The organism is uncultured Pseudokineococcus sp., assembly GCF_947495735.1.
Taxonomy (GTDB): domain Bacteria; phylum Actinomycetota; class Actinomycetes; order Actinomycetales; family Quadrisphaeraceae; genus Pseudokineococcus.
Genome location: NZ_CANMAA010000003.1, coordinates 375,590 through 388,472, shown reverse-complemented (window position 1 = coordinate 388,472; position 12,883 = coordinate 375,590). Strand labels below are relative to the sequence as shown.

At 77.7% G+C, this 12,883-nt stretch carries 12 protein-coding genes; 2 read left to right on the top strand and 10 right to left on the bottom strand.

Annotated elements, in window-relative coordinates:
• Positions 1-29: 29 nt before the first annotated feature.
• The 3 genes from pheA to Q0848_RS07075 form a co-directional block, all read right to left on the bottom strand.
• Positions 30-992 (bottom strand): prephenate dehydratase, encoded by a 963-nt coding sequence (gene pheA, locus Q0848_RS07085; RefSeq protein ID WP_299036381.1) that lies wholly within the window; start codon positions 990-992, stop codon positions 30-32.
• Positions 989-2,638, bottom strand: a complete 1,650-nt coding sequence (locus tag Q0848_RS07080) for a flotillin family protein (protein ID WP_299036380.1) — start codon at positions 2,636-2,638, stop codon at positions 989-991. The genes pheA and Q0848_RS07080 overlap by 4 nt, the downstream gene beginning before the upstream one ends.
• A 201-nt stretch (positions 2,639-2,839) precedes the next feature.
• On the bottom strand, positions 2,840-3,364 hold the full coding sequence (locus Q0848_RS07075) for a MarR family winged helix-turn-helix transcriptional regulator (RefSeq protein ID WP_299036379.1): 525 nt from the start codon (positions 3,362-3,364) through the stop codon (positions 2,840-2,842).
• A 66-nt stretch (positions 3,365-3,430) separates the two neighbouring features.
• Between Q0848_RS07075 and Q0848_RS07070 the strand changes: the two genes are divergently transcribed.
• Positions 3,431-4,258 carry a tryptophan-rich sensory protein gene (locus Q0848_RS07070; RefSeq protein WP_299036378.1) on the top strand — a complete coding sequence of 276 codons (828 nt, stop codon included), beginning with the start codon at positions 3,431-3,433 and terminating at the stop codon, positions 4,256-4,258.
• Between the two features lie 96 nt (positions 4,259-4,354).
• Here Q0848_RS07070 and Q0848_RS07065 read toward each other — a convergent pair whose 3' ends face one another.
• Positions 4,355-4,951, bottom strand: coding sequence for a TMEM165/GDT1 family protein (locus Q0848_RS07065; RefSeq protein WP_299036377.1), 597 nt, complete (start codon positions 4,949-4,951; stop codon positions 4,355-4,357).
• A 297-nt stretch (positions 4,952-5,248) separates the two neighbouring features.
• Here Q0848_RS07065 and Q0848_RS07060 point away from each other — a divergent pair, with 297 nt between their 5' ends.
• Positions 5,249-7,579: a hypothetical protein gene (locus tag Q0848_RS07060; RefSeq protein ID WP_299036376.1), complete on the top strand. Its 2,331-nt coding sequence runs from the start codon at positions 5,249-5,251 to the stop codon at positions 7,577-7,579.
• A gap of 70 nt (positions 7,580-7,649) precedes the next feature.
• Here Q0848_RS07060 and Q0848_RS07055 read toward each other — a convergent pair whose 3' ends face one another.
• The 6 genes from Q0848_RS07055 to Q0848_RS07030 form a co-directional block, all read right to left on the bottom strand.
• The gene (locus Q0848_RS07055) at positions 7,650-7,946 is read right to left on the bottom strand and encodes a hypothetical protein (RefSeq protein ID WP_299036375.1); all 297 of its coding nucleotides are present in this window, start codon (positions 7,944-7,946) and stop codon (positions 7,650-7,652) included.
• Positions 7,947-8,044: 98 nt separating this feature from the next.
• Positions 8,045-8,809 (bottom strand): glycosyltransferase, encoded by a 765-nt coding sequence (locus Q0848_RS07050; RefSeq protein WP_366146445.1) that lies wholly within the window; start codon positions 8,807-8,809, stop codon positions 8,045-8,047.
• 102 nt (positions 8,810-8,911) lie between these two features.
• On the bottom strand, positions 8,912-9,703 hold the full coding sequence (locus Q0848_RS07045; RefSeq protein WP_299036373.1) for an ATP-binding cassette domain-containing protein: 792 nt from the start codon (positions 9,701-9,703) through the stop codon (positions 8,912-8,914).
• A gap of 16 nt (positions 9,704-9,719) precedes the next feature.
• Positions 9,720-10,814: an iron chelate uptake ABC transporter family permease subunit gene (locus Q0848_RS07040; protein ID WP_299036372.1), complete on the bottom strand. Its 1,095-nt coding sequence runs from the start codon at positions 10,812-10,814 to the stop codon at positions 9,720-9,722.
• Positions 10,811-11,872: an ABC transporter permease gene (locus Q0848_RS07035; protein WP_299036371.1), complete on the bottom strand. Its 1,062-nt coding sequence runs from the start codon at positions 11,870-11,872 to the stop codon at positions 10,811-10,813. The genes Q0848_RS07040 and Q0848_RS07035 overlap by 4 nt, the downstream gene beginning before the upstream one ends.
• Positions 11,869-12,870, bottom strand: coding sequence for a siderophore ABC transporter substrate-binding protein (locus Q0848_RS07030; protein ID WP_299036370.1), 1,002 nt, complete (start codon positions 12,868-12,870; stop codon positions 11,869-11,871). Before Q0848_RS07030 ends, Q0848_RS07035 begins: the two co-directional genes overlap by 4 nt.
• Positions 12,871-12,883 lie beyond the last annotated feature (13 nt).

The following is a 12,883-nucleotide window of genomic DNA, read 5'->3' as shown; positions in this document are numbered from 1 at the left end:
CTCCCCCGGACGGACGGACGGACCGCGGCTCAGGCGGGCGGCGTCCGCCCCGCGCGCACGGCGTCGAGCCAGGCGTGGGCGTCGGCGAAGGCGCCGTCCTCGGTGCCGGGGCGGACGACCACGGGCAGGCCGTCGGCCCGCGGGTAGGACCCGAGGAAGCGCACCTGGGCGCAGAACCGGTGCAGGCCGAGGAGCGCCTCCGCGACGCGCGCGTCCTCGACGTGCCCCTCGGCGTCGATGGCGAAGCAGTAGCGGCCCAGGGCGTCACCGGTGGGCCGGGACTCGATGCGCGTGAGGTTCACCCCGCGGGAGGAGAACTGCTCGAGCAGCTCCAGCAGCATGCCGGGGTGGTCCTCGGGCTGGAAGGCGATGACGCTCGTCCGGTCGGCGCCCGTGGGCGGTGGCGGGGCGGTCGGGCGCCCCACGAGGACGAACCGGGTGACGGCGCCCGCCGTGTCGCCGACGTCGCGCGCCAGCACCTCCAGCCCGTAGCGCTCGGCCGCGACCTCCGCGCAGAGCGCCGCCTCGTAGCCCGCGACCGGGGCGTCGGGGGCCAGCCCCGCGGCCGCGGCCGCCGTCGAGGAGCTCGGGACGTAGCCGGCCGCCGGGAGGTGCTCGGCGAGCCAGCCGCGGCACTGGGCCTGGGCGTGGGTGTGGGTGCTGACCACCCGGACGTCCTCGCGGCGCGTGCCCGCCCGCGCGGCCAGGACGAAGGCCACCGGGACGAGCGCCTCGGCCACCACGACGAGCGGCTCGCCGCCGGCGAGGCCGTCGAGGGTGGCGGGCACGCCGCCCTCGACGGAGTTCTCCATCGGCACCATGGCGGCGTCCAGGTCGCCGGCGCGCACCGCCGAGAGGGCCGCGTCGACGCTCGGCAGGGGCACGCGCTCGGCGCCGGGCTCGCCGCGGGCCGCCAGCGCGCCCCCCAGCGCGGCGTCCGTGAAGGTGCCCTCGGGGCCCAGGTAGCCGTAGCGGCGGGCGGCCCCGCTCACCGCCGGCCGTCCTCCGAGCCGCCCTCGTCGCCGGCGCCGAAGCCGCCGGGCGCGGCGCCGCCCGCGGGGCTCGCGCCGGCGGGGGCCGGCTCCCGCCGCGCCGGGGAGCGGCTCCCGCGGTCGCCGTCCCCGCCGGTCGCGCCCTGCAGCAGGCCCAGCACGTCGACGCCGGTGGTGCGGCGCACGGTCTCGAGGGTCTCGTGCAGGTTGCCCGCGACCGAGCGCGAGAGCGCGCCGGCGCCGTCGTTGGAGATGACGGTGAGGTCGTCGATGGACCCGAGGGGCCTGGCCAGCGCCTCGGCCATCGCGGGGAGCACGTCCACGACCATCTGCAGGCGGGCGGCCTCGCCGTAGCTGGCGAAGGCCTCGGCCGACTCGCGGCGGGCCGCGGCCTCCGCCCGGCCCCGGGCGGCGAGGTTGGCGGCCTCCGCGCGACCGCGCGCCTCGGTGGCGGCGGCCTCGGCCTCGCCCTCCAGGCGCTGCGCGTCGGCCTGCGCGGTGCGCCGGGCGAGCTCGGCCTCCGCGGCGAGGCGGACGGCGCGGGCCTCGGCCTCGGCGCTGATGCTCAGGCGCTGGGCGTCGGCGTCGGCGGACAGGCGGGTGCGCTCGGCGGCCGCCTGCGCGTCCGCCACGGAGGACGCCGCGCGGCCCTCGGCCTCGTACTGCACCGCGCTGCGGCGGGCCTGGGCCTCCTGCTCGGTCTTGTAGCGGGCGGCGTCGGCGGGCTTGCGCACGTCGGTGTCGAGCTGGGTCTCGGTGAGCGTGGCCTGCCGCTGGGCGACCCGCTCCTGCACCGTGAGGACCTCCTGGTCCTGCGCGGCCTTCGCGAGCGAGCCCGCGGCCTCCGCCTCGGCCTGCGCCCGGTCGGTGTCGGCGCGGAAGCTCGCCTGGCGGAGCGCGAGGTCGCGCTCGGCCTCGGCGACGAGCTGCTGGGCCTGCGCCCCGCGCTGGGAGGACTCGCGCTGGGCGTCGGCCTCGGCGATGGCGGCGTTGCGGGCGGCGGCGGCGGCCTCGGGGCGGCCGAGGTCGCGCAGGTAGTTGCTGTCGTCGGAGACGTCCTGGATCTGGAAGGTGTCGAGCACCAGGCCCTGGTTGTTGAGCGAGGTGACCGACTCGTCGGCGACCTGGCGCGCGAAGGCGGCGCGGTCGCGGATGATCTCGTCGACCGTCAGCGTGCCGACGATGGAGCGCAGCGAGCCGGCGAGGACCTCCTGCGTGAAGGACTCGATCTCGTCCTGCTGGTGCAGGAACCGCTGGGCGGCCGCGCGCACGTTGCTCTCCGTGCCGCCGACCTTGACGATGGCCACGGCGTCGAGGTTCAGGCGGATGCCCTGCTGCGACACCGCGCCCCGGATCTGCACCCGGATGGAGCGGGAGGCCAGGGAGAGGGCGTAGGCCTGCTCGACGAAGGGCTTGACGAAGACGCCGCCGCCCATGACGACGCGCTGGCCGGAGAGGTCCATGGAGGACTCGCCGGTCTCGGGGTTGAGCACGGGCTTGCCGCCCTTGCGGCCCACGACGACCAGTGCCTCGGAGGGGTTGGCGATCTTGTAGCGCCCCACCGCCGTGACGGCCACCACCAGGAGGACGACGAGCAGCACCCCCACCAGCACCAGGGCGATGAGCGTTCCCACTGCGAGTTCCATGCGTCCCGGGCTCCCGTGCGTCGTCGGCCTCCCCGCCGTGCTGGCGGGGCCGCGCACCGGTACCGGCGCGCGGCCGACAGTGTGGCGGAGGGCGCGTCGCCGCGGGGCGGGCCCGTGGACGGACCACCGGGACGGGTGGTCCGGCGTCCTCGGCGCGCGGCAGCGCCGGCGGGCCGGGCCGGGCGGCCCCCGGACGGCCCGTCAGCTCCCGCGCCGGGCTCCGCGGCGGCGGCTGCGGTCGATCGCGTCGCCGGCCTCGCCGAGGAAGCGCTCCAGCAGCGCGCGCTCCTGCGCGTCGTAGCCGTCGAGGACCCCCGCGAGCTCGGACGCCAGGGGGGTGAACACCGACCGCCCGAGGTCGCGGGCGGTGTCGGTCACCTCGACCACGACGCGCCGCCGGTCGGTCGTGCTGCGCACCCGGCGCACGTGGCCGGCGCGCTCGAGGCGGTCGAGCAGCGCCGAGGTGGCGGGGGAGCTGAGGTTCAGGTGGCGGCCCAGGCTGCCGGGGCTGTGCTCGTCCCCGCGGCCCTCGGCCTCGACGACGGCCGCCACCGCGGACAGGTCCGTGCGCGCCGTGGCGTGCGCCGCCCCGACCTGCTCCACGTAGCGGTCGGTCTCGGTCGTCACCCGTTGCAGCGCCTGCAGGACCCGCAGCGTCGACGCGCGCGCGTCGTCGCCCGTCACGCCGGCGGCGTCCTCTCGGGCCCCGGGCCGCTGCTCGCCCACGCCGACGCCCCCTCCCTCGCCCCGCACCGGAAGCGGGAGCGCGGGCCTCAGCGTAGTGTCTCCACCATGGAGACATTCAGTGGCGGAAGGAGCGCGACGTCGGCGGGCGCCGCGACGGGGCGCGACCGCGTCCGGCAGGGGGCCGTGCTCGTCAGCGCGGTCGTGGCGCTGGTCGTCTCGACGATCGGCTCGGGCGCCCTCGGGGGCACCCCGATCGACGAGGCCGCGGACGGCGCGCTCTCGGCGACGTCGAGCCTCGTCGCGCCGGCGGGCCCGGCCTTCTCGATCTGGGGGGTGATCTACGCGGGGCTGCTCGCGCTCGGCGTCTGGCAGCTCGTCGCGGCCCGCCCGCAGGACGCGAGGCAGCGGGCCGTCGGCTGGTGGGTGGTCGCGTCCCTGCTGCTCAACGCCGCGTGGATCGTGGTGGTGCAGGCCGGGTCCGTCGGCCTCAGCGTCCTGGTCATCGCCGCCCTGGCGGCCGTCCTCGGCGTCGTCCTCGCGCGGCTCTCGCGCACCGCCCCGCGCGGGTGGCTCGAGGCGCTGGTGGTGGACGGCACGGCCGGCCTCTACCTGGGCTGGGTGCTCGTCGCGACGGTGGCGGACGTCGCGGCGTGGCTGGTGCAGCTCGGCGTCGGCGGGCTGGGCCTGGGGGAGAGCGCCTGGGCCGTCGTCGTCCTCGCGGTGGCGACGGCGGTCGGCGTCGTGGTCTGCCTCTCGACCGGCCGGCTCGCCCCGGCCCTCTCGCTGGCGTGGGGCCTGGCCTGGGTGGCGGTCGGCCGCGCGTCCGGCGAGGACTCCTCGTTCCCGGTCGTCGTCGCGGCCGCGCTCGCGGCGGTCGTGGTGGTGGGAGCCGGCGCCGCCGCGAGGGCGCGGCGGTCGGCGCGCGCGGGCTGAGCCCCGGGAGCCCCTCCGGGTCGTCGCGCGGCTCGGCCCAGGAGCGGCTCGGACGGGTAGCGGCTCGGACGGGTGGCGGTCCGGCTCGGGAGCGGCTCAGCCCAGGAGGAGGGCGTCGACGAGCAGCCAGACCCCGATGAGGACGAAGAGCGCCCCGGCGCCGAGGGCGACGGCCCGCTCGGGCAGGCGCCGTCCGAGGTGGTAGCCGAGCACGATGGCCAGGGCGTCGGCCGCGACCATCCCGACCGTGGAGCCGAGCCACGTCCCCGCGTACTCCCAGAAGCTCTCGTCGCGGGCGGCGAGGGTGACGGTGGCGAGCATCGTCTTGTCGCCGAGCTCGGCGAGGACGAAGGCCACGGCGACGGTGACGAAGACCGACCGACCGGTGCGGGAGGCCCTCTCCTCCTCGTCCTCGTCGAGGGAGTCGCCGCGGAAGGTCCAGACGCCGAAGCCGATGAAGGCCAGGCCCGCCGCCACGGCGACGGCCGTCGTCGGCAGCGCGGCGCCGACGGCGGCGCCGAGCACCACGGAGGCGAGGTGCACCGCGCCCGTCGCCACGGTGATCGCGGCGATGATCGGCCAGGGCCGGTAGCGCGTGGCGAAGGTGAGCGCCATGAGCTGGGACTTGTCGCCGAGCTCGGCGGCGAAGATGACGCCGAAGCCGACGGCGGTCGAGACGAGCAGCTGGTCCACGGGTCCTCGAGGGGGCAGGCGCGCGCCGACCGGCTGCGCGGGGGCGCCTCCGGCGGGCGCACGGCGGGCGTGCGCGGCCGAAGGTCTCGCCCACCCGCACCGGACGCCTCTCGGCATCCGCTCGGGTCCGCGGCACCGGGTGCACCCGCAGGGCGGGTGCGGCCAGTGTGTCGACGCCGCGGTTGGGGGCTACTCCCCTTCGTGAACGCGCCGACGGTACCGCACCGCCGGTCGACGGCGGGCGCGCGCTGCTCCCGCGTCCAGGGCCGGCCCAGGGCGGCGCCCTACCCTCGCCGGGTGCCCGTCGTCCTCGCGCTCGTCCTGGTGCTCCTCACGGGCTTCGCGCCCGCAGCCGCCGCGAGCGCGACGGCCGGCGGTGGGGAGCGCGCGGGGGTGCCTGGCCCGGTGGTGCTCGTGGGCGTGCCGGGGCTGCGCTGGGGCGACGTCACGCCGGTGGACGAGGACGGCGCGGCCGTGCCGTCCGAGGCCGAGGCGGGCGCCGGTCCGGACGGCGAGCCCCAGGCGCCAGCCCGCACCCCCGTGCTCGGCGCGCTGCTGCGCGACGCGGGGGTCGGCGACGTCGCCGTCCGCAGCGTGACCGCCAGCGCCTGCCCGGCCGACGGCTGGCTCGCCGTCTCCTCCGGGTCTCGCGTCCTGGACCCGCGCCCGGGCATGGACCTGGAGGCGGCGGACGGCGACAGCCCCGAGCCCGACCCGCAGGAGGTGCTCACCCGCTGCAGCACCCCGCGCGAGCCGGTCGACGGCCTCGTCGAGCGCTGGCCGGTCTACGAGGCCGCGGCGGCCGAGCAGGACTACGACGCCCGCCTGGGGCTGCTCGGCGACGCGCTCGCCCGCGCCGGCACGGCGACGGCCTCGGTGGGCCCCGGGGCGGCCGTCGCGCTCGCCACGTCCGACGGCGTCCTCGGCGGCCCGCACGTCCCGCGGCCCCCGGACCCGGCCGGGCTCGGGGACGCCGTGGCCGGCCTGCTCGAGGACGGCGCCGAGCTGGTCGTCGTCGACGCGGGCAGCCTCCTGGCCGACGCCGGCCCCGACGGCGAGGTGCCCGAGGAGGGCGCCGCGAGCACCGTCGAGCAGCTGGACGCCCGGGTGGGGGCCGTCCTCGCCGCCGTCGACGACGACGCGACGGTGGTCGTCGCCAGCATCGCCGACGCCACCTCGACCGCCCACCTCGGCGCCTTCGCGGCGGTCGGCCCGGCGGCCGGAGGAGCCTCGGACCGCTACGAGGGCACGCTCGTCGGCTCCTCCTCCACGCGGCAGGACGGCCTCCTGCAGACCACCGACCTGGCCCCGACGCTCCTCGACGCGCTGGGGGTCGAGGGGCCCGGCGGGTTCGTCGGCGCCCCCGTGCGCCCCGTCGAGGCCGGGCTCGACGCGCAGGAGCGGCGCGACGCCGTCACCGACCTGGCGCGCGCGGCCATCGAGGTGCGCCCCGTCGTCGGGCCCTTCTTCTACGCGCTCTACGGCTCCCAGCTGCTCCTCTACGGGGCGGCGGTGCTCGCGCTGCGCCGTCGCTGGGGCGGGCCGGACGGCCGCCGACGGGTCCTCGCGTGGCTGCGGCGGGTGTCGGTCGTCTCGGCGTCGGTGCCCGTGTCCACCGTCCTCGCCGGGCTGGTGCCGTGGTGGCGGGCCGACCCCTCCGCGCTGGTCCTCGTCGTCGCCGTGGCGGGGTGGACCGCCGTCGTCGCCGCCCTCGCCCTGCTCGGGCCCTGGCGGCGGGGCGTGCTGGGTCCGCTCGCCGCCGTCGCGGGGACGACGGCGGCCGTGCTGGCCGCGGACGTCGTCACCGGGTCGACGCTCCAGCTCTCCAGCCTCATGGGCCCCAACCCCATCGTCGCCGGGCGCTTCTACGGGCTCGGCAACCCGCCGTTCGCCCTCTTCGCGACCGGGTGCCTGCTCCTGGCGACGGCCTTCGCCAGCAGGCTGCTCCAGCAGGGGCGGCGGCGGTGGGCCGTCGCCGTCGTCGTGGTCCTCGGGCTGGCCTGCGCCGTCCTCGACGGGACCCCCGGCCTGGGCAGCGACTTCGGCGGCCCGCCCGCGATCATCCCGGCCTTCGCCGTGCTGGCCCTGATGGTCGCCGGCGTGCGCATCACATGGTCGCGGGTCCTGCTCATCGGCGGGGGCACGGTCGTCGCCATGGCCCTGCTCGCCACCCTCGACTGGCTGCGGCCCCCGGGCGACCGCACCCACCTCGGGCGCTTCGTCGAGACGGTCCTCGACGGCGGTGCGCTCGACGTCGTCGGGCGCAAGCTCTCCGCGAACGTGAGCATCCTCACGGGCAACCCGCAGGGGCTGCTGGTGCCCATCGCCGCGCTCTTCGTCGCGCTCGTGCTGCTGCGGCCGGGGACCTGGGGACCCCCGGCGCTGCGGCGGGCCTTCGACCGCAGCCCGGCCCTGCACGCCGGCTTCTGGTCGTGGCTCGTGCTCGTGCTGCTCGGCTTCGCCGTCAACGACTCGGGGACGGCGATCCCCGCGGTCGCGGCCACGCTCATGGTCCCGCTGCTCATCGCGGCCGGCGCCCGCGCGCTCGAGGACGACGCGGCGGGCGTGGCCGTGCCGAGGGTCCCCGCGCCGGAGGCGGCCCCGCGCGGGGGACGACCCTCGGGATGATCCGGGGGATGACCCGGGGCCCAGCCCGTCGGGACGACCGGTCGGCTGCCCGAGGGAGCCGGGGGCTCCGCTAGGGGGCGTCCACGGGGGGCCGGAGGCGGGGCGTGCGGGTCGCGAGCCGGGCGCCGGCCGCCGTGGCCAGCCCGAGGACGACCAGCCCGCCCACCAGGTGCTGGCGGTCAGCGCGCTGCTCGGCGCACGCGAGCACGACGTCGAGCTCCTGGCCGTCCGCCGCCGGCGACGCGCCCAGCGCGGGGGGACACCCCAGGTCGCCGAGCGGGAGAGGGGCGAGCCCCAGCGCCACGCCGCCCGCGACGGCGACCGCCGCGCCCGCCCGCAGCGCCCGGATGACGGTCGTCGCGCCCATGGCGGCGGACGGTAGCGCCGGGGACCTCGCCGCGTCCCGCAGACGCCCAGGACGGCCCCGGACCTCCGCGTCGGGTCGCTCCTGCGGCGGCGCCCCGCTCAGCGCGGCGGGACGAGCGCGTCCAGCCGGCCGCGAGCGGCGAGGGCGCGCGCGACGTCGCGGTACTGCGCCGCGCGGTGCAGCTGCGCGCGCCAGCCCTTCCCCGAGACGCGGTGCTGCAGCGCGCAGGGCACCTCGAGCACGCGCTGGCCGGCGCGCAGCAGGTCGATCGTCATCGCCGTCTCCACGCCCCAGCCGGGGGCGAGGGGGCGCGCGCTCTCGAAGGCGTCGCGCGTGAGGCAGCGCATGCCCGACAGCGGCTGGGTCGGCGTCCACCCCGTCGCCGCGACGATGCCGCGGCGCGCGAGCCCGACGACGAGCCCGCGGCCGCCCCCGGGAGCCGACTGCGGCGGGAGGACGGCGATCGTCGCGTCGGCCTCACCCGCCAGCACGGGCCCCGCCAGCGCGGCGGTCTCGCGGGCGGTCGCGCCGAGGTCGGCGTCCACGAGCAGCAGCGCGCGGGGCTCGTCCGTGGCCAGGGCCCGCCCGGCGGTGTCGTGGACGACGCCGGGCGGCGGCTGCTCGAGGTCGCGCACGAGGGCGGCGCCGCTCTCCAGGGCCGCGGCCTTGCCGAGGTTCCGGTGGTGGCGCACCACACGGGCTCCGGCGGCGCGGGCGGTGACGGCCGTCCGGTCGGAGCTGCCGTCGTCGACCACGACGACGACGTCGACGCCCTCGATCTCCAGGGCGGCGCGGACGGTGGCGTCGATCCGCTCCTCCTCGTCCTTGGCGGGGATGATCACGGCGAGGCGCACGACGGGCACGCTACCCAGCCGCACGTCGCGCGGCCCGCGGGTCCGAGCCAGGAGGGCGAGTCGTCGCCTGTCCGCCCGGCGGGTGGCTCAACGTCCGCGCCCGGACGCCCCTCAGGCGTGGTAGGCCGCGAAGCGCTGCCCGTCGAGCTCGTGGACGGTCACCTCGGTGCCGTAGAGCGCCGCGAGCACCGGCCCGGTGATGACGTCCGCGGTCGGGCCGGACCGCACGACGCGGCCGTCGGCCATGGCCACCACGCGGTCGGCGTGGGCGGCGGCGAAGTTCACGTCGTGCACGACGACGACGACCGTCAGCCCGCGCTCGCGGGCGCGCCGGCGCAGCAGGCGCATGACCCGCACCGAGTGCTTGAGGTCGAGCGCGGCCAGCGGCTCGTCCAGCAGCAGGTACCCGCCCCCGTCGTCCTCGCTCCCGTCGCCGCCGCTGATCTGGCAGAGGGCCATCGCGAGGTGCGCCCGCTGGCGCTGGCCCCCGGAGAGCCGGTCGAGGCGGCGGTCCGCCAGGTCGACGAGGTCGACGTCCTCGACGGCGCGGGCCACGAGCTCGCGGTCGACGTCGGTCAGCCGGCCGGCGGAGTGCGGGAAGCGCCCGAGGGCCACCAGCTCGCGGACGGTGAGCCGGACGGCCAGGGAGGTGTCCTGGCGCAGCACGGCCAGGCGCCGGGCCGTCTCCGCCCCGGGCGTCCGGCGCACGTCGCGCCCGTCGAGGAGGACCTGCCCCTGCTCCGGCTCGAGCAGGCGCGCCATCACCGCGAGCAGCGTCGACTTGCCGGCGCCGTTGGGCCCGATGAGCGCGGTGACGGCGCCGGCCTCGACGTCGAGGGTGACGTCGTGGAGCACGCGCCCGCCACCGGGGTGGGAGGCGCAGACGTCGCGGACGCTGATCACAGGAGGAACCAGGTGGTCACGGGAGGAGCCCCTTCGCGGTCGCTCGGCCCTGCCGCAGGAGCAGGAGGAGGAGGTACAGGCCCCCGACGACGTCGATGACGACGGCGAGCGCCGTGCCGAAGCCGAGCACGTGCTCCAGCAGCACCTGCCCGCCGACGAGCGCGAGCACCGCGACGAGGCAGGCGGCGGGCACCGTCCAGCGGTGCAGGTGGGTCCCCAGCGCCTCCCGGGCGAGGTTCGCCGCGAGCAGCCCGAGGAAGGTCAGCGGGCCGACGAGCGCGGTGGAGACCGCCACGAGCACGGCGACGACGGCGAGCGAGCGCCGCACCACGCGGGAGTGGTCGACGCCGAGGCCGATGGCCGTCTCGCGGCCCAGCGCGACGACGTCCAGGACCCGCAGGCGGCGCACCACCAGCAGGAGGCAGAGCGCCACGACGACCGCGGTGAGGGGCAGCAGCTGGGCGTCGACCGTCCCGACCGAGGCGAACAGCAGGTCCTGCAGGGTCAGGGCGTCGTTGGGGTCGAGGACGCGGGAGACCATCAGCGTCAGGCTGGAGAAGAGCGTGCCCAGCACCACGCCCACGAGGACGAGCAGGACCACGTCCCCCGACGTGGTGCGCCGCAGGACCAGCGCGTGCAGCAGCAGGCCGAAGACGAGCAGGACGCCCACCTCGACCGCGAAGCGCAGCCGGGGGTCGGCCGTGAGCACGGCGAAGCTGCCGAGCGTCGCCACCGCCACCGTCTGCACGAGGACGAAGAGGGAGTCGAAGCCCATGATCGCCGGCGTCAGGATCCGGTTGGCGGTGACGGTCTGGAACAGCACGGTCGAGGTGCCGACGGCGACCCCGACGACGACGAGCGCGGCGAGCTTGAGGCCGCGCAGCGGCAGGACGAAGCTCCAGGCGACCTGGACGTCCACCACCATGAGCAGCACGCACGAGGCCAGGGTCAGGGCGCCGAGCAGGGCCACGACCCGGCGGCGGCGGGCGTGCTCGCGGCCCGCGCCGTCCGGCTCGCCCAGGCGGTCGGGAGCCGGGCTGGTGTCCCCCGGGCGGACGGCGCCGGGACGCGCCCGCGTCCGCGCCGGGCGCACGACGACGTCGCCGCTCACGAGCCGAGCCCCCGGCGTCGGGCGTGCAGCAGCACCGCGAGGAAGAGGACACCGCCCACGACGCCGGCGACGGTCCCCACCGGGATCTCGTACGGGTGGATCATCACGCGGCCCACGACGTCGCACGCGAGGACGAAGGCCGCGCCCGCGACCGCGGTGGCCGGCAGCGCGCGGCGCAGGTCGTCCCCGAGGAGCAGCGTCACGAGGTTGGGCACCACGAGCCCGAGGAACGGGATGGCGCCGACGACGACCACGACCACCGCGCTCACCACCGCGACGACGACGAGGCCCAGCCGGACCACCGCCCCGTGGTCGACGCCGAGGCTCACCGCGGTGTCCTCGCCCAGGCCGGCGACGGTGAAGCGGTCCGCGTGCCACCAGGCCAGCGCGGTGGCGGCGAGCACGAGCCAGAGCAGCTCGTAGCGGCCGGCGATGACGCCGGAGAGGTCGCCCGCCGTCCACTGCCCGAGGGTCTGCAGGAGGTCGGCGCGGTAGGCGACCGCGGTGGTGACGCCGCTGACGACCGCGCCGAGCATCAGGCCGACCAGCGGCACGACGAGGGCGTCGGCGAGCACGAGCGAGCGCAGCAGGCGCAGGAACAGCGCCGTGCCGAGCAGGGCGAAGACGACGGCGACGAGCATCTTGCCGACGACCGAGGTGGAGCCGAGGGAGATCGTGGCGACGAGCAGCCCCATCTGCGCCCACTCGACCGTGCCGGCCGTCGACGGCGAGACGAAGCGGTTGCGCGTCAGGTGCATCATCAGCAGCCCCGCGACGCCCATGGCCGACCCGGCGAGCAGCAGGGCGAGCAGGCGCGGCCCGCGGGAGACCAGGACGAGCTGCACGGCCCGGTCGTCGAGGCTGCGGGCGGCGAGCAGGTCGGCCGGGGTGAGGTCGGCCGCCCCGACGAACATCGACGCGACGGCGCCGACGACGACGAGCGCCCCGGCGCCCGCGAGGGCGGCCGGGGACGCGCGACGGCGCCCCGCCGAGCCCCGCGCCGCCGGGGCGGGTGCGTGGGTGTCGGGGCGCCGTGGAGCGCGGGCGGTCGTCGTCACGCCACCGCGTCGCGGACCTCGGTGAACATCGTCTCCAGCGAGCCGAGGCCGGCGGGGGCGACGTACCAGGCGAAGGAGTCCAGGTAGTGGATGTCGTCGGACTGCGCCGCGGTGGTGCCGGCGACCAGCGGGTTGTCGAGGACCTGCGCCGCGGGGGTGGCCTCCTGGCCGATCGCCGCGTCGCGGTCGAGCACGAACAGGTGGTCGGGGTCGGTGTCCGCGAGGTGCTCGAAGGACACGGCGTCGCCGTGGCTCGCCTCGGGCGAGAGGCCCTCGTCGGCCGGGGTCACGCCCATGGCGCTGTGGACGAGCCCGAAGCGCGAGCCGGGGCCGTACGCGCTGACCTCACCGGCGCTCGTCATGACCACCAGGCCCGTGCCCGCGTCCGCCGCGGCCTCGCTCGTCTCGGCGGCCAGCGCGTCGAGGGCCTCGAGGCGCTCGGCCACGAGCTCCTCCTCGCCGAAGATCGTGCCGAGGGTCTCGATGCGCTCGCGAGCGCTGGCCAGGAAGTCGGTCTGGTCGACCGTCAGGTCGATGGTGGGCGCGATGCCCTCGAGCGCGGGCAGCGACTCGGCCGAGCGCGCCGCCACGACGATGAGGTCCGGCTCGAGGGCGGCGACCGCCTCGACGTCCGGCTCGAAGAGGCTCCCGACGGTCGTGGCGCCGGCGTAGTCGGGCATCTGCTCCGCCAGGGCGCCGGACTCCGGGACGCCGGCCACCTCGGCGTCGAGGACGTCGAGGGTCGACAGGACGCCGAGGTCGAAGACGACGACCGTCTCCGGGTCCACGGGGACCTCCGTCTCGCCCTGCGCGTGCTCGACGACCACGGTCTCGGGCGCGGCCGAGGTCCCCGCCGCGTCGGACGACGTCGTGCTCGCGGCCCCGGCCGAGGTCGCCTGCTCGGTGCCGCCGCAGGCGGACAGCGCGAGCACGGCCGCGGCGCCCGCGGCCACGAGCAGGCCCCGGGTCGGGGGAGTCGGTCGGAGGGCGGCGCGCATGGGGGACCTCGGG

Coding starts and splice junctions, on each gene's coding strand:
- Q0848_RS07080 (WP_299036380.1), bottom strand. CDS start 2,638: ATGGAACTCGCAGTGGGAACGCTCATCGCCCTGGTGCTGGTGGGGGTG.
- Q0848_RS07070 (WP_299036378.1), top strand. CDS start 3,431: ATGGAGACATTCAGTGGCGGAAGGAGCGCGACGTCGGCGGGCGCCGCG.
- Q0848_RS07055 (WP_299036375.1), bottom strand. CDS start 7,946: ATGGGCGCGACGACCGTCATCCGGGCGCTGCGGGCGGGCGCGGCGGTC.
- Q0848_RS07030 (WP_299036370.1), bottom strand. CDS start 12,870: ATGCGCGCCGCCCTCCGACCGACTCCCCCGACCCGGGGCCTGCTCGTG.